The sequence below is a fragment of the Arthrobacter saudimassiliensis genome, assembly GCF_059090665.1.
The window spans coordinates 851,608-872,606 of sequence record NZ_JBNHFX010000001.1 but is presented as its reverse complement, the minus strand read 5'-3'; the positions used below and the strand labels follow the sequence as shown (position 1 = coordinate 872,606).

16 protein-coding genes are annotated in these 20,999 nt (G+C 71.4%); 3 read left to right on the top strand and 13 right to left on the bottom strand.

All coding sequences use genetic code 11. The features are described from left to right. Positions 1–89 precede the first annotated feature (89 nt). From AC5RV6_RS04020 to AC5RV6_RS03990, 7 genes are all read right to left on the bottom strand, one after another. Positions 90–1,601 carry a sensor histidine kinase gene (locus AC5RV6_RS04020; protein ID WP_494005985.1) on the bottom strand — a complete coding sequence of 504 codons (1,512 nt, stop codon included), beginning with the start codon at positions 1,599–1,601 and terminating at the stop codon, positions 90–92. A 46-nt stretch (positions 1,602–1,647) separates the two neighbouring features. Beyond that, on the bottom strand, positions 1,648–2,463 hold the full coding sequence (locus AC5RV6_RS04015) for an alpha/beta fold hydrolase (RefSeq protein ID WP_494005984.1): 816 nt from the start codon (positions 2,461–2,463) through the stop codon (positions 1,648–1,650). A gap of 103 nt (positions 2,464–2,566) precedes the next feature. Next, positions 2,567–3,106, bottom strand: a complete 540-nt coding sequence (locus AC5RV6_RS04010) for a dihydrofolate reductase family protein (protein ID WP_494005983.1) — start codon at positions 3,104–3,106, stop codon at positions 2,567–2,569. A 33-nt stretch (positions 3,107–3,139) separates the two neighbouring features. Then, entirely contained in the window at positions 3,140–4,387 is a 1,248-nt protein-coding gene (locus AC5RV6_RS04005) for a M20 family metallo-hydrolase (RefSeq protein ID WP_494005982.1), read from the bottom strand. 26 nt (positions 4,388–4,413) lie between these two features. After that, positions 4,414–6,057 (bottom strand): amidohydrolase, encoded by a 1,644-nt coding sequence (locus AC5RV6_RS04000; RefSeq protein ID WP_494005981.1) that lies wholly within the window; start codon positions 6,055–6,057, stop codon positions 4,414–4,416. Then, positions 6,054–7,718, bottom strand: a complete 1,665-nt coding sequence (locus AC5RV6_RS03995) for a thiamine pyrophosphate-dependent enzyme (protein WP_494005980.1) — start codon at positions 7,716–7,718, stop codon at positions 6,054–6,056. The genes AC5RV6_RS04000 and AC5RV6_RS03995 overlap by 4 nt, the downstream gene beginning before the upstream one ends. Next, entirely contained in the window at positions 7,715–9,043 is a 1,329-nt protein-coding gene (locus AC5RV6_RS03990; RefSeq protein ID WP_494005979.1) for an MFS transporter, read from the bottom strand. Before AC5RV6_RS03990 ends, AC5RV6_RS03995 begins: the two co-directional genes overlap by 4 nt. 124 nt (positions 9,044–9,167) lie before the next feature. On the opposite strand from AC5RV6_RS03990, the gene AC5RV6_RS03985 reads away from it, so the two are divergent. Beyond that, positions 9,168–10,313, top strand: a complete 1,146-nt coding sequence (locus AC5RV6_RS03985) for a helix-turn-helix domain-containing protein (RefSeq protein ID WP_494005978.1) — start codon at positions 9,168–9,170, stop codon at positions 10,311–10,313. 31 nt (positions 10,314–10,344) lie between these two features. Then, on the top strand, positions 10,345–10,812 hold the full coding sequence (locus AC5RV6_RS03980; RefSeq protein ID WP_494005977.1) for a carboxymuconolactone decarboxylase family protein: 468 nt from the start codon (positions 10,345–10,347) through the stop codon (positions 10,810–10,812). A 73-nt stretch (positions 10,813–10,885) separates the two neighbouring features. On the opposite strand, the gene AC5RV6_RS03975 is transcribed toward AC5RV6_RS03980, so the two are convergent. The 5 genes from AC5RV6_RS03975 to AC5RV6_RS03955 form a co-directional block, all read right to left on the bottom strand. After that, entirely contained in the window at positions 10,886–12,343 is a 1,458-nt protein-coding gene (locus tag AC5RV6_RS03975) for a benzaldehyde dehydrogenase (protein ID WP_494005976.1), read from the bottom strand. Positions 12,344–12,471: 128 nt separating this feature from the next. Further along, positions 12,472–13,524 (bottom strand): ABC transporter permease, encoded by a 1,053-nt coding sequence (locus AC5RV6_RS03970; protein WP_494005975.1) that lies wholly within the window; start codon positions 13,522–13,524, stop codon positions 12,472–12,474. Positions 13,525–13,535: 11 nt separating this feature from the next. Further along, the gene (locus tag AC5RV6_RS03965; RefSeq protein WP_494005974.1) at positions 13,536–15,137 is read right to left on the bottom strand and encodes a sugar ABC transporter ATP-binding protein; all 1,602 of its coding nucleotides are present in this window, start codon (positions 15,135–15,137) and stop codon (positions 13,536–13,538) included. An 84-nt stretch (positions 15,138–15,221) separates the two neighbouring features. Further along, positions 15,222–16,337, bottom strand: a complete 1,116-nt coding sequence (locus AC5RV6_RS03960; protein WP_494005973.1) for a sugar ABC transporter substrate-binding protein — start codon at positions 16,335–16,337, stop codon at positions 15,222–15,224. A 148-nt stretch (positions 16,338–16,485) separates the two neighbouring features. After that, positions 16,486–17,487 carry a helix-turn-helix domain-containing protein gene (locus AC5RV6_RS03955; protein ID WP_494005972.1) on the bottom strand — a complete coding sequence of 334 codons (1,002 nt, stop codon included), beginning with the start codon at positions 17,485–17,487 and terminating at the stop codon, positions 16,486–16,488. 223 nt (positions 17,488–17,710) lie between these two features. Here AC5RV6_RS03955 and AC5RV6_RS03950 point away from each other — a divergent pair, with 223 nt between their 5' ends. Then, positions 17,711–19,501: a thiamine pyrophosphate-requiring protein gene (locus tag AC5RV6_RS03950; protein WP_494005971.1), complete on the top strand. Its 1,791-nt coding sequence runs from the start codon at positions 17,711–17,713 to the stop codon at positions 19,499–19,501. A 28-nt stretch (positions 19,502–19,529) separates the two neighbouring features. On the opposite strand, the gene AC5RV6_RS03945 is transcribed toward AC5RV6_RS03950, so the two are convergent. Beyond that, positions 19,530–20,813 (bottom strand): ammonium transporter, encoded by a 1,284-nt coding sequence (locus AC5RV6_RS03945; RefSeq protein ID WP_494005970.1) that lies wholly within the window; start codon positions 20,811–20,813, stop codon positions 19,530–19,532. Between the last annotated feature and the right edge of the window lie 186 nt (positions 20,814–20,999).

Below are 20,999 nucleotides of genomic sequence, written 5' to 3'. Positions count from 1 at the left end.
ACAGGGACAAAATCGGCCGGGTAATCGTGATCGCCCCGTGACCGGCGGACGAATGCGTCCGGATCACCGGGCCGAACGGCTGCCGGGCCTCAGTCGACCGGCAGCAGCACCGTGAAGCAGGTGCCGCGCCCGGATTCGCTGCGCAGCGTGATGGTTCCGCCGTGGGCCTCGACGATGCTGCGGCTGATCGCCAGGCCGAGCCCGACGCCGGGAATCGCGGCGCGGCGTGCGCTCACGGAGCGGAAGAACTTGGTGAATACCTCGGACTGCTCGGAGTCGGTCATGCCGATGCCTGAGTCCTCGACCTCGATTCGGACGGCGCCGTCCTCCCGGCGGGCCCGCACGGTGGTGCGCCCGCCGTCGGGCGAGTACTTGACCGCGTTGGAGAGGAGGTTGTCCAGGACCTGGCTGATCCGCTGCCCGTCCACGACGGCGGGCAGCCGCTCCGGCAGTTCGGCGGCCAGCTCCACCCCGTTGGCCTCGGCGCGGGGCGCCACCGACGTCAGGGCAGCCCGAATGACCTCCGCCAGGTCGGTCCGGACCGGTTCCATGCTGGTCTGCCCGGCCGCAGCCGAGAGCAGGTCCGAGACCAGCTGCAGCAGCTTCTCGGAGTTGCGCAGCGCCACCCGCAGGGCGGACGCCACGTGCGGGGGCAGCTCGTCCTCCTCCTCGAGGGCGAGGTCGAGGTAACCCATGATCGAGGTCAGCGGGGTGCGCAGCTCGTGGCTGACGTTGGCCACGAAGTCATCCTTCGCGGAGATGGCGCTGACCAAATCGGTGACGTCGCTGAAGGCGATCACCGATCCGGTGAAGGACTTGTCGTCGCCGCGGATGGGCCGGGCCGTGGTGGACAGCGCCCGCTGTCCTTCGCCCGTGCCTATCCACACCAGTTCATCGGAGTAGGACTGGCCCATGGTGACGCGCCGGATGGGACGCATGTCGGTGGGCAGCGGCGTCACCCGGTCGGGCCCGAAGAGCAGCAGCTGGCACTCATCCGGCCGTTCCATGCCGTCCGGAACCGCGCGCTTGTAGTTCGCCCGCTGGCGGGCGTTGGTCAGCACCGTGTTGCCCTCGGCGTCCACCACGGTGACGCCCACCTCCACGGTGTTCAGCACCGACTCGAGGAGGGTTTCCTTGCGCCGGCTGCTGGCCTCCGCGGCGGCCCGCGCCGCTTCGGCCTCCTCCGCCTTGCGCAGCGCGGCCACCAGCTCCCGCTCGTAGAGGCGGCGTTCGTGGGCGTTGAAGACGATGATCCGGTCAAGTTCGGGCAGCCCGCCCGTGCCCCCGGCCCGGGTGCCCGACAGCAGCGCCGGGAGCCGGACGCCGTCGGCGCCGCGCAGGTCCACGGCGAGTTCCGCGAACGCGCCCATGAGCCCCAGCTGGGAGAGGGCATGGGTGGTGTAGACGATGCGGTCGCCCACCGGGAGCAGGTCCAGCAGGCTGGAGCCGATTACCTCGTGGCGGCGCCGGCCCAGCCAGGCCAGGAGGGTGGCGTTGGCTTCGACGATGGTGCCGTCGGTCCTGGTGACCAGGTACCCGGACGGCGCGTCGTGGAACAGCGCGGCGTAGTCGACGTCGGCGCGGGCGGGGTCGTGGGACACGGGCCTCTTTCGGTGCGTGGACGGGCTGGGCGGAGCGGCGGGAGGGTCAGGCCGGCTGCCGCAGGTAGTCGAGGATGAGGTCCGCCGTTTCCGCCGGGGCGCTGACGTGCGGCAGGTGGCCCTCGGCCTGCATCACCCGGAGGGTGCCTTCGGGCAGGCGCTCCAGCAGGTAGGAGCCGACATGCGGGGGCACCAGCGCGTCGTTCGACGCCTGGAGGATCAGCGCGGGCACTTTGACATCCGACAGCAGGTGGCGCACATCGGAAAGGAAGGCGACCCGGGCGAAGTCACGCGCCACGGTGGGGTTGACCCGGCAGAAGCTTCCGGCGAGTTCGCTGTGCAGCTCCGGCTGGGAGGGATTACCCATGATCATCGGGGCCATGGAGTTGGCCCAGACAAAGTAATTGGAATCGAGCGAAAGCAGCAATTCATCGAGGTCCGCCTGGGAGAAACCGCCCCGATAACCGTCCGCGGGATAATCCAGATAGCTCGGCGAGGGCGCCAGCAGGATAACGCGCTCAAAACGGGAGGGATCTTTGGCTGCCGCGGCAACCGCCACCATGGCGCTGAGGCTGTGGCCCACGAAAGTCACCGGGCCGCCGCCCAGCATGTCGCAGATTTCCAGGACGTCTTCGACATAGCCGTCCAGGCTGGAATAGCGTGCCGGATCGTAGGCGTCGAGGTCGGAGTTGCCGGATCCGACGTAGTCAAAGAGCACCACGCGGTAATCATCGATGAAACGCGGCAGCACCCGCTGCCACATGCCCTGATCACAGCCGAAACCGTGGCCGAACACCACTGTCGGCCCGTCTTCCCGTCCGAGGATTCTTACGTTGTTGCGTGCACGAATATCAGGACCCATTCACCGGCCGCCTGTCAGTGGTAATCGAAACTTGCGCTGGCGTAAATCCTACAGGTATATACGGCGGTTATTCGGTGCGTTCAGGGGCCGGCGAGGGCGCCCGCTAACGGTCCCGGCTGTAGCGCAGCTCGACGGCGCCGCCGTCGAAGGCGGTGGTGGCCGCCAGGGTGAACCGCTCCGTTGGGCCGGCGACGGGCAGCAGCCGACGGCCGCTGCCCAGCGCCACCGGCATGTAGGTCACGCGCAGCTCATCCAGCAGGCCCGCGTCCTGGAACCGGGCTGCGACGTTCCCGCCGCCGACCACCCAGATGTTGCGCCCGCCCGCCGCCTCCGCGGCGGCCGCGGCGATCTCCCGCACGTCGCCTGACGCGAACCGGACCGGGGCGCCCGGCGGCGGAGCGAGGTCACGGCTGGTCAGCACCCAGCAGGGCAGCGAGCCGTAGTCCCAGGTGTCCGGTTCCTCGCGGCGGAGCCACTCGTAGGTGCCCGAGCCCATCACCAGCGCCCCCACGGTGGACAGGAACCGGTCGTATTCCTGTTGGAAGGCCTCGAAACCGAACGAGAGCAGCCAGTCGAGGCTGTCATCGTCGGTGGCGATAAACCCGTCCAGCGAGCACGCCACGTAGTAGATGGTCTTGGGCATGCCGGAAGGATAGGCGGCGGCCCGCACCCCGGTCTACTCCGCAAGGGCCCCCAGCGCGAGGCGGCGCACCACTTCGGTCAGCACGGCGACGCCGGCCAGCATGTCGGCGTCGCTGGTCAGCTCGCGTTCGTTGTGGGAGATCCCCTCGACGCTGGGCACGAACAGCATGACCGTGGGCACCACATCCTTCAGGTTGGTGGAGTCATGCCCGGCCAGGGTGCTCACCGGACGTGCCGGCAGGCCCAGGTCCGCGGCCACCTTCGCCGCCAGCTCCACGCCCTCCGGCTGATAGGGGGTCACGGGCCAGCCGTGCGACACCCGCTGCTCGATCCTGACCGACGCCGCCGCTTCGATGGCCGTAATCCGCTCGTGCAGCCAGGCGTCGGCCTCGGCCAGCAGGGGCATCTGCGCGCTGCGCAGGTCCAGCACCAGCTCCACCCGGCTGGGCACCACCACCGGGGAGTTGGGATACACGCTCAGCTGGCCCACGGAGGTGATGACCTCGCCTGGGAAACGGTCCGCCGCCTCCCGTGCGGCCACCACCAGCATCGAGGCGCCCAGCAGGGCATCGCGGCGGTCCGCAATCACGGTCGAACCCGTGTGCGCCTGCTCGCCGTGCACCACGAACTCGTACTTGTTCACCGCCCAGTTGGAGTCCACCAGGCCGATGGTGATGCCGTCCCGTTCCAGGCTGCGTCCCTGCTCGATATGGATCTCCGCGCAGAACGCCGCCGTCGGGCCCTCACCCTCGCCCAGGCAGCCGATGGACTCCAGGGCTTCGCGCACCGTGATTCCCTGTGCGTCCCGGACGGCCAGCGCCGTCCCGGCGTCCAGCTTGCCGGTGAAGACGCTGCTGCCCAGCATGGACGGCTTGAACCGTGAGCCTTCCTCGTTGAACCAGTTCACCACGGCCAGGTTGAACCGCGGCCGGGTGCCGGCGGCGGCGAACTCCGCGGCCAGCCGCAGGCAGGCGTGGGCCGAGGCGAGCACGCCGTACGCGCCGTCGAACCGGCCGGCGGTGGGCTGGGAATCCAGGTGCGAGCCGGTCAGGACGTAGGGGGCGCCGGGGACCAGCTCAAGCAGCGCGAACTGGTTGCCGACGCGGTCGTACTGCACCTCGAAGCCTTCATCGGCCAGCAGCTGCGCGAGCCAGCGGCGCTGCTCGCCGTCGGCCGGCGTGCCGGCCTGGCGGTCCACGCCGCCGCGTTCGGTGGCGCCGAAGCGGCTGAGCACGGCGAAATCGGCGAGGAACTTCTCTTCTGTGGGGGCGGTGCCGGGCACGGCGGTTCTCCTGTCGGTGGAAGGGATCAGAGGGCGTTGTGGGTGAATTCGCCGCCCACGAGGGTGGCGCGGACCTCGATCCCGCCGATCTCGCCCACGGGTACGTCGAGGGGAGAGTCCGAGAGCACGGCGAAGTCCGCCAGGAGGCCGGGAGTGATGCTGCCGAGGCTGCCCCGCCGGCCGGTGGCCTCGGCGGCGTTGACCGTGTAGGCGGCCAGCGCCTGGTACGGGGTGAGGCCTTCCTCCGGTCCGCCGAAGACTTCGCCGCTTCCGCTGCGCCGGTCCACGAAGGCCTGCAGGCAGCGCATCACGTTGCCGTCGGCCACCGGGCGGTCCGAGCTGCCCGCCAGCAGCACGCCGGCGTCCACGAAGGAGCGTCCACGGTAGGCCAGCCGCACCCGCTCGGGCCCCAGGGACGCGGTCATGGCGTCGCCGAGGGTGGCGAAGAACCCGGCCTGCGGAGTGACCGCGATCCCGGCCGCCGCAAGCTTCGGCAGGTGTTCGTCCCGGGTGATGGAGGCGTGTTCGATGCGGTTGGGCACCGCCCGCCGCCCGTAGGTGCGCTGGCATTCGATGAGCACGTCCAGGGCGAAGTCGACGGCGCGGTCCCCGATGGCGTGGGCGGCGATGGACCAGCCGGAACGGTAGGCGGCGAGGATCCGGGAGCGCATCTGCTCCGGGTCGTCCTGGAAATAGCCGGTGTTCGTGCCGTGGTCGTGCCCGCAGTACGGTTCGGCCACAGCGGCGGTCTCGCTGATCAGCGATCCGTCGGTGAAGACCTTCACCGGGCCCAGGGACAGCCGGTCGCAGCCGAACCCTGTGACGATGCCGAGGTCCAGGCCCAGCCCGGCGTCGTCGTCGGCGTGGCCGGTGAGCCCGTGCAGCGCGTCGATGGCGGGCATGACCTGGGCGCGGGCATGCAGCCGGCCGCCCCGCAGGGCGGACGTGTAGGCGGCCAGCTCCAGCGGGGAGTGGCCGATCCAGCCGCCGCCGATTCCGGCCTCGGTGAAGCTGGTGATGCCTTCGCGGGCGTAGCGGGCGGTGCCGCGGTCCAGGGCCGCCTCGATGGCGGTAAGGGAGTAGGGCTGCACCAGGTCCTGGATGAGCCGCTGCGCGGTCTCCTGCAGCAGCCCGGTGGGCGTGCCGTCGGGGTGGCGGACCACCCGCCCGCCCGCGGGATCCGGGAAGTCCGGGGCATCCGCGCCGGCCAGCCGCAGCGCGGCGGTGTTGGCCACCGCCATGTGCCCGGAGTTGTGCCGCAGGTACAGCGGCCGGCCGGCGCAGATCCGGTCCAGCACCCTGATGTCGGGGAACCGGCCGCCGTGGTCCACCTGGTTGAACCCGGTGCCCATCACCCAGCCGGTGCCGGTGGTGTCAGGCTGCGCCGCGGCCGTTTCGAGCAGGGTGTACAGCTCCTCCATGTCGGCGGCGCCGGACACATCGGTTTCGGCCAGGCCCAGCCCGAACCAGGTGGTGTGGCAGTGCGTGTCGTTGAAGCCAGGCGTCAGCACCGCCCCGCCCAGGTCCACCGTCTCGGCGGCGGGCAGGTGCGCGACGTCGTCGTCGAGCCCCACGATCCGCCCGTTCAGGACGCCGACGGCGGACGCCGCGGGTTGCGCCGCGTCCATGGTGATGATGCGGGCGTTGCGGATCAGCAGGTCGAGTTTCACAGGGGCCTTTCCTCGGGGATGCTCCGGCTGAGCGGGGCGCGGACCGCCGGGTCCTGCAGCACGTGCAGCACCGCCGGGCGGCCGCTGGCCGCCGCGCGTTCGAAGGCGGCGGCGAAGTCATCGGTGTGTTCCACGCACTCGCCGTAGCCGCCGAAGGACTGTGCCCAGGCGGCGAAGTCGGGGTTCACCAGGTCGGTGCCGGAGGGCCGGCCCGGATAGGACTGCTCCTGGTGGCCCTTGATGGTGCCGTAGCCGGCGTTGTCCACCACGATGGCGGTGAACCTGGCACCGGCGGCGACGGCGGTGGCGATCTCCTGGGCGTTCATCAGGAAGCAGCCGTCCCCGGCCACGGAGATCACCTGCCGCTCCGGATAGGCCAGGGAGGCGGCGACGGCGGCCGGGATCCCGGCGCCCATCGCGCCGTTGCGCGGGGCGACCAGCGAATCCGGCCCGTTCAGGCTGAGGAACCGGCCCGCCCAACCGGTGTGGTTGCCGGCCCCGAAGGTGAGGATCGCGTCCGGCTCCTTCCGTGCCTCGACCGCGGCCATGGCCAGGCCCAGGTCGACGCCGCTGACCCCGTCGGGTGCCGGGATGCGTGCGGTTTCCCAGGCGGCGCGGGCGGATTTGAGCCAGCCCTCCTCGTGGGCGGGCGCGGTGCCGGGCAGGGCGTCCAGCCGCGGCAGCGCCGCCGCGAAGGCTGCCGGGCCGGCGATGAGCTGCAGGTCCACCCGGCCGTCGTGGCCGAGCAGCTCCGGATCGGGGTTCACGACGGCGGTCACCGCCGAGCCGCCCAGCCGGTATCCGTCGGAGAGGACGTCGGAGCGGACGCAGCCGACGAACAGCAGCAGGTCGGCGCGCGCCAGGCAGGCGGCGGTGGACTCGGCGCGCCCGTAGCCCAGCCCGCCCACGTAGGCCTCGCTGGCGTGGGGCACGGAGTCGAAGGCGCGGAAGTCCGTGGCCACCGGGATCCCGCGGGCCGCGGCCCACCCGGCGACGGCGTCCGCAGCCTGCGCCGTCCAGCCCTCGCCGCCTGCCACCAGCAGTGGCCGGCGGGAGGCGGCCAGCAGGTCGGCCAGCCGGGCCAGGGCGGCGTCGTCGGGCGCCGGGGCGGCCACCGGCCGGGGCGGTACGGTGGCCGCCGGAACCTGCCGCACCAGCAGGTCCTCCGGCAGCCCGACGACGACCGGTCCCGGCCGCCCCGACGCCGCCGTGTGCAGCGCCTCGTCCACGATCCGCGCCGCTGAGGCCGGGTCCTCCAGCACCAGCACCTTCTTGGCGGTACTGCCGAACCAAGCTGCCGGATCGAACTCCTGGAAGGACTCCCGGCCGCGGTCCGCCACCGGAACCAGCCCGATGAACAGCACCAGCGGCGTCGCATCCTGATAGGCGGTATGCACGGCGATGAACGCATTGGCCGCACCGGGGCCGCGGGTGACCATGGCGATGCCCGGCCGGTCGGTGAGCCGGCCCTCGGCCAGGGCCATGAAGCCGGCCCCGCCCTCGTGGCGGGCCACCACCGTGCGGATGGGGGAGGAGTGCAGGCCGTCGAGCACGTCCAGGTAGCTTTCCCCGGGCACCGCATAGACCCGGGGGATGCCGGCCGCCTCCAGCTGGGCGACCAGCAGGTGCCCGGCGCTGACCGTGCCTGCTGCGCTGCTCACCGCAGCAGGCCCTTCTCCACCACGGACCAGCGCGGAATCAGCAGGCCGGAGACCGCCGTGAAGCCGGCGATCACCATCAGCAGCAGGGCGATCGGCACGATGGAGTTGGAGGCCGCGGCGAGCAGGGCGGTGGCGGCCATGGGTACGAAGCCGCTGATCACGCTGGCGGCGTTGGAGGCGATCGCGACGCCGGTGTAGCGGGTCTTGGCGGGGAACAGGCCGGTGAGCGCGGTGCCGGAGACCGCGTAGGGCAGCGACAGGCAGGCCACGCCCACGGTCACGCCCAGCACCACGAGCACCGGTTCTCCGCTCTGCACCGCAAGGAACACCGGGAAGGACGCGAGGACGGCGGCGACGCCGCCCCAGAGGATCACCTTGCTGGCGCCGAACTTCTCCCCGAGCCGGCCGCCCCAGATCAGGATGGGAATTTCGACGGCGGCGGCCACCAGGGTGGCCAGCAGCATCAGGGCCTGCGGCAGGCCGAGGATGGAGGTGCCGTAGTACACCGAGAAGGTGGTGACCAGGTAGAAGCCGCCCACGCCCAGCAGGGTGGAGGCCATGCCGATGAGGATCTGCCGCCAGGACTCGACGAAGGTGCGGCGGACCGGGGCGTGTTCGGTTTCGCCGCTGGCCATCAGCGCCTCGAATTCGGGGGACTCGCTCAGCCGGCTGCGGATCCACAGTGCCACCAGCAGCAGCGGAATGGCGGCCAGGAACGGAATGCGCCAGCCCCACGAGTCGAAGTTGTCCTCGCTGATCAGGGCGGCGACGAGGAAGAAGCCGCCGGAGGAGAGCAGGGTGCCGATGGGCGAGCCGATCTGCGGCATGGCGGCGTAGCGGGCGCGCTTGGCGGGCGGGGCGTTCTCCACGGCGATGGTCACGGCGCCGGACCACTCACCGCCCACGGCCAACCCCTGCAGGATGCGCAGGACGATCAGCAGCACGGGAGCGGCGACGCCGATGCTTGCGTAGGTGGGCAGCAGGCCGATGAGTCCGGTCACCACGCCGATGCCGACGATGGTGATCATCAGGATTTTCTTGCGCCCGAACTTGTCGCCGAGCATGCCGCAGATGACTCCGCCGATGGGGCGGGCGACGAAGCCGACGGCGAGGGTGCCGAAGGAGTACAGGGTGGCCTGGACCGGGTCCTCGGAGATGAAGTACTGCACGTTGAACACCAGGGCCGAAGCGGTGGTGAACAGGAAGAAGTCGTACCACTCCAGGGCGGTGCCGACGAGGGCGGCGAAGGCCACCTGTCCCGCGGTCTTCTCGCTGATCTTCGCCGCCGCGGCGGGTGCCGGGCCGGCGGTGCTTGGCTGGGCCATTGGGGAACTCCAAGGTCGCAGGGTGGCGCGCATCACTGAACGCCGGGACTGCATTCATCCTGCCAGTGGGAAACCGCAGTTTCCCGAGTAAAACAACACGGAAACCGGCGAATAAAGTGTGCATATGCACACTTCGCTTAATCAGGAGGAGCAGGAACGGTGGCGGCAGCTGCTGATCCTGCTCAGCGGGCGCTCGGACCTGCTGACCGAGCGATTCCTCCGGCAGCTGGGCGGCATCGAGGACTACGCCGACCTCGCCCGTTCCGATGAGGTCAGGGCCACCGCGGTGCAGACCTTCCGCGGACTGCTCAGCAGCCTGGCCACGGGCTCCCCGGCGCCCGAACTGCTGGACCTGGCCAGGGAACTCGGGTCCCGGCGGGCCCGCCAGCGGGTCCCGCCGGATTCGCTGACGGCGGCGGTGCGCCTGGACTTCGGCATCATCTGGAACGCGCTGCTGGAGATCTCCTCGCCGCAGGACGCGGATCTGCTCACCCGCCGGGTGGAGCGGGTCTGGCAGGTGGTGGACAACTTCGCCACGCAGACCTATCTCAGCTATTCGGCCGAGCGGATCGGCATGGCCCGGGAGGAGGCCGACGTGCGCCGGAGCTTCATCGACCGGCTGTTCGACGCCGCCCCCTCGGAGGAGGGCCTGGCCGCGATTGCGCAGGCCCTGGGCGTGCGGGCCCACGACACCTTTACGGTGGTCACCGCCGCTGCGCCGGTCGCAGCCGGGCTGCGGGCCGCCGTCGACGCCGCCCGGGCGGCCGGGCGTGACGTGTTCACCCATCAGCAGGGACACTTCCTCACCGCGTTCTGGGTTCCGCCGACCGGGCCGGGAGCCGGCCGCCTGCTGCCCGGGCTGGAACGCCTGCCGTGCGGGCTGGCGCCCCGGGTCCCGGGCCTGCGGGCGGTGCCCGGAGCCGCCGCGGCGGCGGGGCGCCTGGCCGGCCTGCTCGACGAGCGGGACCGCGGGCCGGTCAGCCTCTCCGGGGGATGGGTGCGCCTGGCGAGCCACCTGCTGCTGGACGCGGGTGTCGACCTGCGCGGCCCGCTGGACGAGGCCCTGGGGCAGAGCCGGCTGAGCGAACGGGAGCGCCTGAAGGAGACCGTGGAGCTGTTCCTGGCCACCGGCTCGGTCAGCCAGACCGCCGCGGACCTCTACTGCCACCGCAACACGATCCTGAACCGGCTGCGCCGCTTCCGCGAACTGACCGGCCTGGACGTGACGGTGCCGGACCAGGCGGCACGGGTGGTGGTGGCGTGGGCCTAGGGTGAGGATGGAAGCAGATGGAAGGAGCAGGATGAACCGGCGGATCTATCTCGACAAGCAGCACCGCGGGACCTACCGGGCGCTCGCCGCGACCGCCGTGCAGGTGCGTGAGGCGGCGGCCGACGCCGGGCTGGACCGCCGGCTGATGGAACTGGTGAACCTGCGGGTCTCCCAGCTCAACGGCTGCGCGTACTGCCTGGACCTGCACACCCGGCAGGCGCTGGAAGCCGGCGAGGACCCGCGCCGGCTCGCGGTGCTGCCGGCCTGGCGCGACACCGAGGTCTTTTCGGACACCGAGCGGGCTGCCCTGGCCCTGGCGGAGGCGGTCACCGACCTGCCGCCCCGCGCAGAGCGGGAGGAGGCCTTCGACGGTCTGCGCGCCGGGCTGACCGACGAGCAGTTCTCGGTGATCAGCTGGGCCGCGGTGACGATGAACGCCTTCAACCGGGTCTCCATCATCTCCGGCCATCCCGTCCGGGCGGACAAATCCGCCCGCTGACCTGAGGTGCCGCCCTGGCCGCGAAACGGCGCCGGGCGCGCCGGAAACTGTCCGGCGCGCCCGGGCCCGGCCGTCAGAAGGGGTATCGGGCGATCTCGGGACGCATGGTCAGCCACTGCGTTTCGGTGAACGCCTCGATGTTCGCGGCCGCACCGCCGAAGCGGGAACCGGTTCCCGAGGCGCCCATGCCGCCGAACGGTGAATTCGCCTCGTCGGACACGGTCTGTTCGTTGATGTGGACCTTGCCGGTGTTGACCCGGTCGGCGACCTCCATGGCCAGCCCGACCTCGCCCAGCACGCCCAGGGAGAGCCCGTACTCCGAGGCATTCGCCAGCTGGACGGCCTCGTCGATGGTGGAGAAACCCAGCACGGGAGCCACCGGGCCGAAGATCTCCTCGGTCCAGGCCGGGTTTTCGGGCGTCAGGCCGGTGAGCACGGTCGGCCGGTAGAAGAGGCCCTCATAGGTGCCGCCGGCGGCGACCTGTGCGCCGTCGTCCTTGGCCGCGCGCACGAGGCGGTCGATGTTGTCGCGCTGGCGCTCGTCAATGATCGGTCCCAGCGCCACCTGCCCGGTGCTCGGGTTCCCGACCGGCAGTGAGGCGGCCTTCTCCGCCAGCCGGTCGACGTACTCCTGAAGCAGGGATTCGTGGACGATGTGCCGGCCGGTGGTCATGCAGATCTGTCCCTGGTGCATGAAGGAGCCAAAGGCGCCGGCCGAGGCTGCGAGGTCCAGGTCGGCGCCGGGCAGCACGATCAGGGCGTTGTTGCCGCCCAGCTCCAGGTGGGCCCGCTTGAGCAGCCGTCCGGCGGTCTCGCCGACCTTGCGGCCGGCCGCCGTCGAGCCGGTGAAGGAGACGATGCGCACCTCCGGCGCCTCGACCACCGCCTGGCCGACTTCGGCGCCGCCGGGCAGCAGCTGCAGCACGCCGGCCGGAAGGCCGGCCAGCTCGAAGACGCGCATGATGGACACGCCGCCGGAGATGCTGGTGCGGGGGTCCGGCTTCAGGAGTACGGCGTTGCCGAGGGCCAGGGCGGGGGCGACGGAGCGGATCGAGAGGATCAGGGGGAAGTTGAACGGGGAGATCACCGAGACGACGCCGGCGGCGCGGCGGCGCGCGAAGGACCAGCGGTCTTCGTTGCTGGTCAGCACATCGCCGGCCGGGTGGGCCGGGAGGGCCGCTGCCTCGTAGCACTCGTTCGCGGCAATGTGGGTCTCCAGGGCTGCCTTGGCGGCGATGGATCCGGTCTCCCGGATGATCCAGTCCTGGATTTCTCCGGCGTGTTCCTCGAACAGGGCGCCGGCGCGGCGGAGGACGGCGGCGCGTTCCTCCGGCTTGGTCCTGGCCCAGGCCTGCTGGGCGGCCGCGGCCCGGGTGGCGGCGGCAAGCGCGTCGGACCGGTCAGCGGCGCCGACGGACCCCAGGATGCGGCCGGTGGCGGGTTCCACGACGTCGAGGACCCCGGCGGACCCGGCGGTCCAGGCATCGGTGTGGATCTTGCCGTGCCAGGCGGAGGTGGCGAGGAGGGTCATGGCTGCTCCTAATTGCAGAAAGGGAAGAGGCGGACGTGAGATAAAGCGGGTCGCACGATGGAACGGACGGGGTTGGAGAAGACGGAGTTGGAGAAGAGGGTAGGCGGTTTCGGCACCGCTCGCCCGGATCAGGCCGGCGCGGCGGCGCCCTTCTCCCGGTCGGCCACCCCGGATCCGGCACCGGTGCCGGCGCCGGAATCGGTGTCGGCCTTCCGGACGGCACGGGCCTTCGCCTTGCGGCGCTGGACCAGGGTGGCGGCGGAGACGGCGATGAGCAGGGCAACGCCGTTGAAGATGTTCGTCACCCAGGTCTTGGCGCCGAGGATCACCAGCCCGTTGGCACCCACGGCCAACAGGTACACCCCGGCCACGGTGCCCCAGACGTTGAAGTACCCGGCGCGGATGGCGGTGGCGCCCAGGAACGCCGCAGCGTAGGCCGGCAGCAGGAATTCCGGGCCGAGGTCCGGCGTGGCGTTGCCGGCCCGGGAGGCCTGCAGCGTGCCGGCGAGGCCGCCGAGCATACCGGCGCCGATGAATGCGGCGGCCAGATACCGCTTGGTGCGGACGCCGGAGAGCTCCGCGGCGTCGCGGCCCATGCCGGTGGCGCGCAGGTAGCGGCCGAACGGGGTGCGCTCGAGGACGAACCAGAGCACCAGCGCGGCGGCCAGGAAGTAGAACACCACCACCTGCAGGCCGCCCGGCAGCCGGACACCCGTCAGGGCGGAGAAGGCGTCGGAGGAGTGGGTGATCAGCGTCGAGTTGGTCAGCAGCAGGTTGAAGCCGGCCAGGATGGTGGACATGCCCAGGGTGGCGATGAACGCATTGACGCCGACGACGATGGTCATGAACGCGTTGATCGCGCCGATCAGCATGCCCAGCGCCAGGGTGGCGATGAGGACCAGCGGCAGGGGCAGGCCGGTGCCGGCCAGCACGATGCCGGCGATGGTGCAGATGCCCAGGTTGGCGCCGACCGAGAGGTCGAACTCGCCGGCGGCGAGCGGCAGGATGACGGCCAGGGCCAGGATGCCCGGCACGGCCTGATCGGCCAGGATCTGGCGGAAGTTGCCGGAGGTGGCGAAGGTGTCCGGCATGAGCAGCGAGAAGACGACGATCATCAGGACCAGGAAGACCACGATGCCGTAGTTCCTCATCAGCAGGCCGGGGTTGAAGCGGGCGTTCACTGTGGTGGCTCCTAGGAGGGGTTGGAGGGGGTAGGGGCGGCGGGCCGGGCCGGTGCTCCGGTCTGGCAGGCCAGGGCGATGGCGTCCTCGCTGATCTCCGGGCCGGCCAGTTCGGCGGCGACCCGGCCGCGGTCCAGGACCACCACCCGGTCAGCCAGGCCCACGAAGTCGTCGTAGTCGGTGCTGGCGACCAGGACGGCCACGCCGTCGTCGGCGAGCTCCTTGAGCAGGCGGCTGATTTCCTGCCGGGCCAGGGCGTCCACGCCCTGCGACGGTTCGTCAAGCAGCAGCATCCGCGGTGCGCCGCTGGCGGCGCGGGCGACGACGACCTTCTGCTGGTTGCCGCCGGAGAGGCTGCGGACGGGGGCGGAAAGGGACGCGGTCTTCACCAGGAACCGCCGGGACAGGTCGGCGGCGGCGGCGGTTTCCGCCGCCCGGTCCAGGAGCGGTCCGCGGGTGTACCGCTTCAGCCGTCCCAGGGTCAGGTTGTCGCCGACCCCCAGGTCCAGCACGACGCCGTCGCGGCGGCGGTTCTGCGGCACGCACGCCACGCCGTCCGCGATGGCCGCGGCGGCCGTGGCGGGGGCATAGGCCTGGCCGCCGAGGGTCATGGTGCCGGCGGACGGGCGCTGGGCGCCGGCGATCAGGCGGACCAGTTCGCTGCGTCCGCAGCCGATCAGCCCGGTGACGCCCACGATCTCGCCGGCCCGGACGTCCAGGTCGACGCCGTCCAGCCGGGGTCCGCGGAGGCCTCGGGTGCTCAGCAGCACCGCGCCTTCGCGTTCCTCGGCGGGCCGGATGGCCGGGGTTTCCAGTTCGCGGCCGATCACCAGGGACACGATGGCGGCGGCGTCGCGCTCGCCCAGCGGTTCGTCGGCAACCAGCCGGCCGTCGCGCAGCACCGCGACGTTGTCGGCGATGCGGCGGACCTCCTCGATGCGGTGGCTGACATAGACCGCGGTGCCGCCGTGGCTGCGCAGCATGTCCAGCAGCGCCAGCACCCGGTCGGCTTCATCCGCGGGCAGCGACGCGGTGGGCTCGTCCAGGACGAGGATGTTCCGCCGCAGCGCATCGACGTCGGCCGCGTCCGCACCGTCCCCGCCGTCCGGTCCGCCGGAGCGGTGCTGGAAGGCGCGGGCGATGCCGACCATGGTGCGGGTGGAGGGCGTCAGGTCCCCGACCAGCCGGCCCGGATGCTCGTTGATGCCCAGCAGCTCCAGGGTGGCCGCCACATGGGCATATTCGCGCCGGAGCCGGACGGGGGACAGTGCGGTCCGCGCGAAGAAGCCGTCGGAGAGCGCGAAGTTGTCCGCGATGGTCAGCGCGTCCACCAGCCCCAGGTCCTGGTGCAGGAAGCGCAGGCCGGCGGCGTGAGCAGCGGCGGGGGTCAGGGGCAGGGACAGGTCCTGCCCGCGGACGCGCAGCGCCCCGCCCGGGTCAGGGGAGTAGACGCCGGCCAGGATCTTGATGAGCGTCGACTTGCCGGATCCGTTCATGCCCAGCAGCGCGGTCACCGCGCCGGCCTGGATATCGAGGGTGACGTCGTCGAGCGCCCGCTGTCCGGTGAAGGTCTTGCTGATACCGCGGATGCTCAGGGCGGCGGTGTGCTGCATGTGGTGCTCCTGAAGATGGGTGCCGGGGCGGAACGGGGTGCGGCCGGCCCGGTGAGGCCGGGCCGGCCGCGGGGGTCCGCGGAGTTAGCCCGCGTTCTCCCACAGGGTCGTGAAGGAGGACTTCCAATCGGTGTCTCCGGTCCACGGCAGCTCGGGCAGGGTCTCCTGCAGCACCATCCGCTTGGACATTTCGATCACCTCATGGCCGGAGGAGCCGTTGGCGAAGAGCTTGTTCATTTCGTGCACGGACAGGTAGCCGGCGTGCTCCATGGGCTTGATGACGTCGGCGAACTGGCTCTTGCCGTCCTTGATCAGGTCCAGGTTGGCGGAGTTGCCGTCGTAGGACACCATCTTGATGGAGTCGCCGTTGGCGCTGCGGGCCACGGTGGCCTGGGAGGAGACAACGGCGGCGCCGGTGTGGGTCCAGATGTAGCTGATCTCCGGGTTGGCGGTGAGGGTCGCCTGGATCTGCGGCGGCAGGCCGGACTGCAGCTGGGACATCTGCGTCTCGATGGTCTCCACGATTTCGCATTCGGGGCACAGCTCGGGCAGCCACTTGGTAAACGCCTCGGTGCGGGCGGTGATGGACGGGAAGGCCGGGTCGGTGGTGACCAGCACCTTCGCGGTGCCGCCGCTGTCCTGGGCGATGGCGGCGGCCATCATCTTGCCGGAGACATCCTCGTCGGGCACGATCTCCACGTCGAAGCGGTCGTCGGCGGGGGACATGCTGTTGACCAGGAAGATCCCGGCGTCGCGGGCCTCCTGGAGGGCATCGCTGATCTGGTCGCCGACGGCGGCGGTGAAGATGATTCCGTCGGCGCCGAGCTGGATCGCCTGCTCGACGGCCTGGCGGGCCTTTTCGGGGTTGCCGGCGGGATCGATCATGCGGGTCTCCCAGCCCAGCGACTCCGCGGCCTCCATGGCGGCGTCCGCGCCGCGGGCGCAGGCCTCGGAGGAGTAGGTGCAGGGGATGACGACGATGCTCTTGTCCTCGGCGATGGCCGGCGACTCCGTGGGCACCTCTTCGTCGAGGGGCTGCTGGAATTCCTCGAGCATGGTGTCCAGCGCGGCGGTGTCGATGGAGGAGGAGCTGCCCTCGGCGGTCGGGGACTCAGCGGCGTCGGAGCCGGAGCAGGCGGCGAGGGAGAAGGCCAGCGCCGGGACGGCGAGCAGGCCGAGCAGGCGTGAAGTGTGTTTCATGGGGGTCCGGAGCCTTTCGGGGCGGAGACACTGGGTGTGATGCAGATCCCACTGTCGCTTCGCTGTCCGCGCCGCAGAAGGGCGTGTCCGGATTCGGCAAGCCGGTGTCCGGATCAGGCAACCGCAGGTCTCCGCGGCCGCGCCGTCGCTAGCCGCCTGCCGCCTCCCGGGCCTCGCGCGGACTGAAGCCGAAATGCTGCCGGAAGCTGCGGGAGAAGTGGGCGGCGGAGACGAAGCCGGCCGCCGCAGCGACCTCGGCCACGGGGACGGCGGCGTTCGCAGGGTCCGCCAGCAGCCCGCGGGCCCGCTCCAGCCGGCTTTCCAGCACGTACCGGGCCGGGCTGGTTCCCTCCTCGGTGAAGATGCGGGTCAGGTGGCGCTCACTGACCCCCACGGCCCGGGCCACCCGGGCCAGGGACAGGTCGGGTTCGCCGAGGTGTGCCCTGATGTAGTCGCGGGCCGTGGCCAGGTAGGCGCGCGACGGCGCCGGGCCGGGTTCGCCGGCGATGAGCGAGAACGTCTCCAGCACGCTTTCCTCCATGCCGGCGGTGTCGGGAACCGCGTTCCGGAAGGCGCCGAGCACGGTATTGGCGGTGCTGCGCGCGTGGACGGCGGCGGGGGAGCCGGAGATGCGCAGCACCCGCGGCCGGAAGTACTCCTCCCGGACCGACCGCTCACGCAGCAGGGCGCGCGGGACCTCGACGATGACCTGCCGCATGTCGGTGGAGAAGCCGTACATGAAGGGCCGGTTCGCGTCGTACACCACGGCTTCGCCGGCAACCAGCGTCTCGCAGCCGGCGTCGTGGTAGAAGAACGCGTTGCCTTCCAGGAGCAGGCAGAGCATGACGGCGTCAACGGGGTTCCGCCGGATGTTCTCCGGTGCGCGTTCGATGACGTGGTCGTTGCCCTGGATGTGGGTGAGGCGGATGCGCGGCAGTTCAAGGTTGGTCTGGGTGGCCAGCAGGCTGCGCTCCGAGAGGGTGCTGCAGCGCAGGCCGAACAGCGCCAGCTCGTTGTATTCCTCCCAGAGGCCCAGCCGCTGGGCCAGCGGCGCCTGCGCGGTGGAGAACCGGCTGGTGCGGCCGGCGGCGTCGCCGGCCGGCCGCGGCTGCTGCGCCGCCGGACCCGTTGATCCCCTTGAACTCGGCACGGCTTTCACCTCCAGGCGGCATCATCGGCACGGAACGGGCAATACCCCCAAGGGTACGTGATTGTGGCTCAGGCCACATGATGTGAAGATACGCGTCCGGCCCTCGCGCCGGCGGCCCGTTGCCGGGGGCGGGGTTTCCGGTTCGCCTGCCGGTTTGGAATAGTGGTGCCCAACCATAAGCAGGCTGATGAACCGCCCGCACCGCGGGCGCGGAGGGAGTGGCATGAGCGGGAAACTGGTGGCCGACGTCGTCGTGGAGCGGCTGCGGGCGTGGAACGTGCAGCGGATCTTCGGCTACAGCGGTGACGGCATCAATACCGTCCTCGGGGCGCTGCGGCGCAGCGGGGAGATCGACTTCGTGCAGGCCCGGCACGAGGAGAACGCCGCGTTCATGGCGGTGGGACATGCCAAGTACACCGGCGAGGTGGGAGTGATGCTCTCCACCCAGGGCCCCGGGGCGGTGCATCTGCTCAACGGGCTCTACGACGCGAAGATGGACGGCGTTCCGGTGGTCGCCATCGTCGGGCAGCAGTCCCGCAGCGTGCTCGGGTCCGCCTATATGCAGGAAATCGACCTGCTGAACCTGACCCGCGACGTCGCCTCCTCCTTCCGGCAGCAGATCAACAGCCCCGAGCAGGTGCCGCTGGTGCTGGACCGGGCCTTCAAGTCGGCGCTGGCCACCCGCTCGCCCGCCGTCGTGATCCTCCCGCACGATGTGCAGAAGGAGCCGGCGCCCGAACTCGAACAGGAACACGGGATCCTCTCGACCGCGCCCGTCTGGCGGCCGGCGCACGCGGTGCCCGCGGCCGACGACGTCGCGGCCGCCGCGGCGCTGCTGAACGAGGCGCAGCGCCCGGCGCTGCTGGTGGGCCAGGGGGCCCGGCACGCGCAGGAACAGGTGCAGGCGCTCGCGGAGCGCATCGGCGCCGGGATCACCACCAGCCTGCAGGGCAAGCCGTACATTGATGAGTCGCATCCGCTCGCCGCAGGCACCATGGGCCACCTCGGCACCGCCTCCAGCGGCTGGGTGCTCGACAACTGCGACGCGCTGCTGATCATCGGCTCCAACGACCCGTGGACCGAGTTCTATCCGGCGCCCGGCCAGGCCCGGGCCGTGCAGATCGACGTGAACCCGGCGGCGATCGGCAACCGGTACCCGGTGGAGGTCGCGCTGCCCGGCGACGCCGCGGCCGCCCTGGACGCGCTGCTGCCCCGGCTCCAGGAACGGCCGGACTCGGCCTGGCGGGCCCGGGTGGAGGAAGCCGTGCGGCGCTGGCACCGCCTCGCCGCCGAACGCGCCCAGGTGCCGGCCCGGCCGGTGAACCCGGAACAGGTGGTCGCCGAGCTGGGCGCCCGGCTGCCGCAGAACGCGCAGGTGGCGGTCGACGTCGGCAGCTGCGTGTACTGGTACGCCCGGCAGCTGCGCCTGCCGGCCGGCGTGCCGGCACACCTGTCCTCCACGCTGGCCAGCATGGGCTGCTCCGTGCCCTACGGTCTCGCGGCCAAGCTGGCCGCCCCGGACCGCCCCGTCGTCGCGCTCTCCGGCGACGGCGCCATGCAGATGGCCGGCCTCACCGAACTGATCACGCTCAGCAGGCTCTGGCCGGACTGGGCCGATCCGCGGTTCGTGGTCTGTGTCTTCAACAACCGGGAGCTGACCGAGGTGACCTGGGAGCAGCGGGAGATGGAGGGGGATCCGCGCTATCCCGAATCCCAGGCGCTGCCGGACTTCCGCTACGCGGCCTACGCCGAGCTGCTGGGCCTGGCCGGCCGCACGGTGGAGGATCCCGCCGACCTCGCCGCCGCCTGGGACGACGCGCTCGACGCCGACCGGCCCTTCATCCTCGAGGTGCTCACCGACCCCGAGATCCCGCTGCTGCCGCCCTTCCCCGGCGGGGCGGCGCAGGGGGAGTCCATGCTCGGGGCCCTGGCGAAGGAACCGGACACGGAACATGCCGTGGAGCTGCTGCGCACCTACCTGGGCCAGGAGCAGGGGCTCATGGACGGAATCTAAAGCCGCCCGCCGCCGCCCCGGCCGGGGACTACTTGGCCGGGGCGCCCAGCTCCACCGGCTCGTCGTCGTTCAGGTACGCCGACTCGGCGTGCGTGGCCAGGTCGATGCCCTGCAGCTCGCTCTCGGGCGGAATCCGCAGGCCCATGGTCATGTTCAGGACCTTCGCGATCACCCACGTGAGCACGAACGAGTACGCGAGGACCGCAGCGGTGGCCACCGCCTGGACGCCCAGCAGCGACCAGCCGCCGCCGTAGAACAGGCCGCTGACCCCGTTGGGAGCGGCGTCGGTGGCGAACAGGCCGATGAGCAGGGTGCCCAGCACGCCGCCGACCAGGTGCACGCCGACCACATCCAGCGAGTCGTCGTAGCCCAGCCGGTACTTCCACTCAATGGCCAGCGAGCAGACAATTCCGGCCAGGGCGCCGATGGCCAGCGCACCGAGCGGGCTCACCGCCCCGCAGGCGGGGGTGATGGCGACCAGGGCGGCGATCAGGCCCGATGCCGCGCCCATCACCGAGGAACGGCCCAGCCGCAGCCGCTCGGTGGCCGCCCAGCCGAGCAGCCCGGCGGCGGCGGCGACGGCGGTGTTCAGGAAGACGACGGCGGCCGCCTGGCCTGCGCTCAGCGCCGACCCGGCGTTGAACCCGTACCAGCCGATCCACAGCAGCCCGGCGCCCAGGACCACCAGGGGGCGGCTGTGCGGCTTGCCGTGCGCATGCGGCCATCCCGCGCTGCGGCCGAGCACCAGGGCCAGGGCCAGGGCCGCGACTCCGGCGTTCATATGCACCGCGGTGCCGCCGGCGAAGTCGATGGCCCCCAGGGCGTTGGCGATCCAGCCTCCGGTCACGGTGCCGTCCGCGCTGTCGAACGCGAACACCCAGTGCGCCACCGGGAAGTACACCAGCGAGGCCCAGAGCCCGGCAAAGACCATCCAGGCGCCGAACTTCATCCGTCCGGCGGCGGCACCGGCCACCAGGGCCGTGGTCACGCAGGCGAACATCAGCTGGAACGCGGCGAACAGGGCGCCGGGAATCACGGCGTCGGGGTCCTCGGCCAGCAGCTGGCCCAGGCCCGCGTACTCGGTCGGGCTGCCCAGCAGGCCGAGCCCGGCAACGGAGTCGCCGAACGCCGCGGAGTAACCGAAGGCCACCCAGAGCACGGCCACCAGGCTGGCGCTGCCCAGGCACATCAGGATCATGTTCAGGGTGCGGCGGGATCCGACCATCCCGCCGTAGAAGAAGGCGATGCCCGGAATCATCAGGCAGACCAGGGCGGCTGCGGCCAGCAGCCAGGCGGTGTTTCCAGCGTCCATGGAGGGTGCTCCGTTTCGCTACGGCGGCGGCGGGGGCCGCGAAGGGCGGATGGGACCAGCTGAGACCGGGACCGAGCAACGCCTCCAGCTTCCTGCCGGTTTGTTACACGCGGCAGATCCGGAGTGTTAGCAGCGCGTTAACCGCTGCTGGGAGGACACTGGGCGCTCGCTGGATGCGCCCCCCGC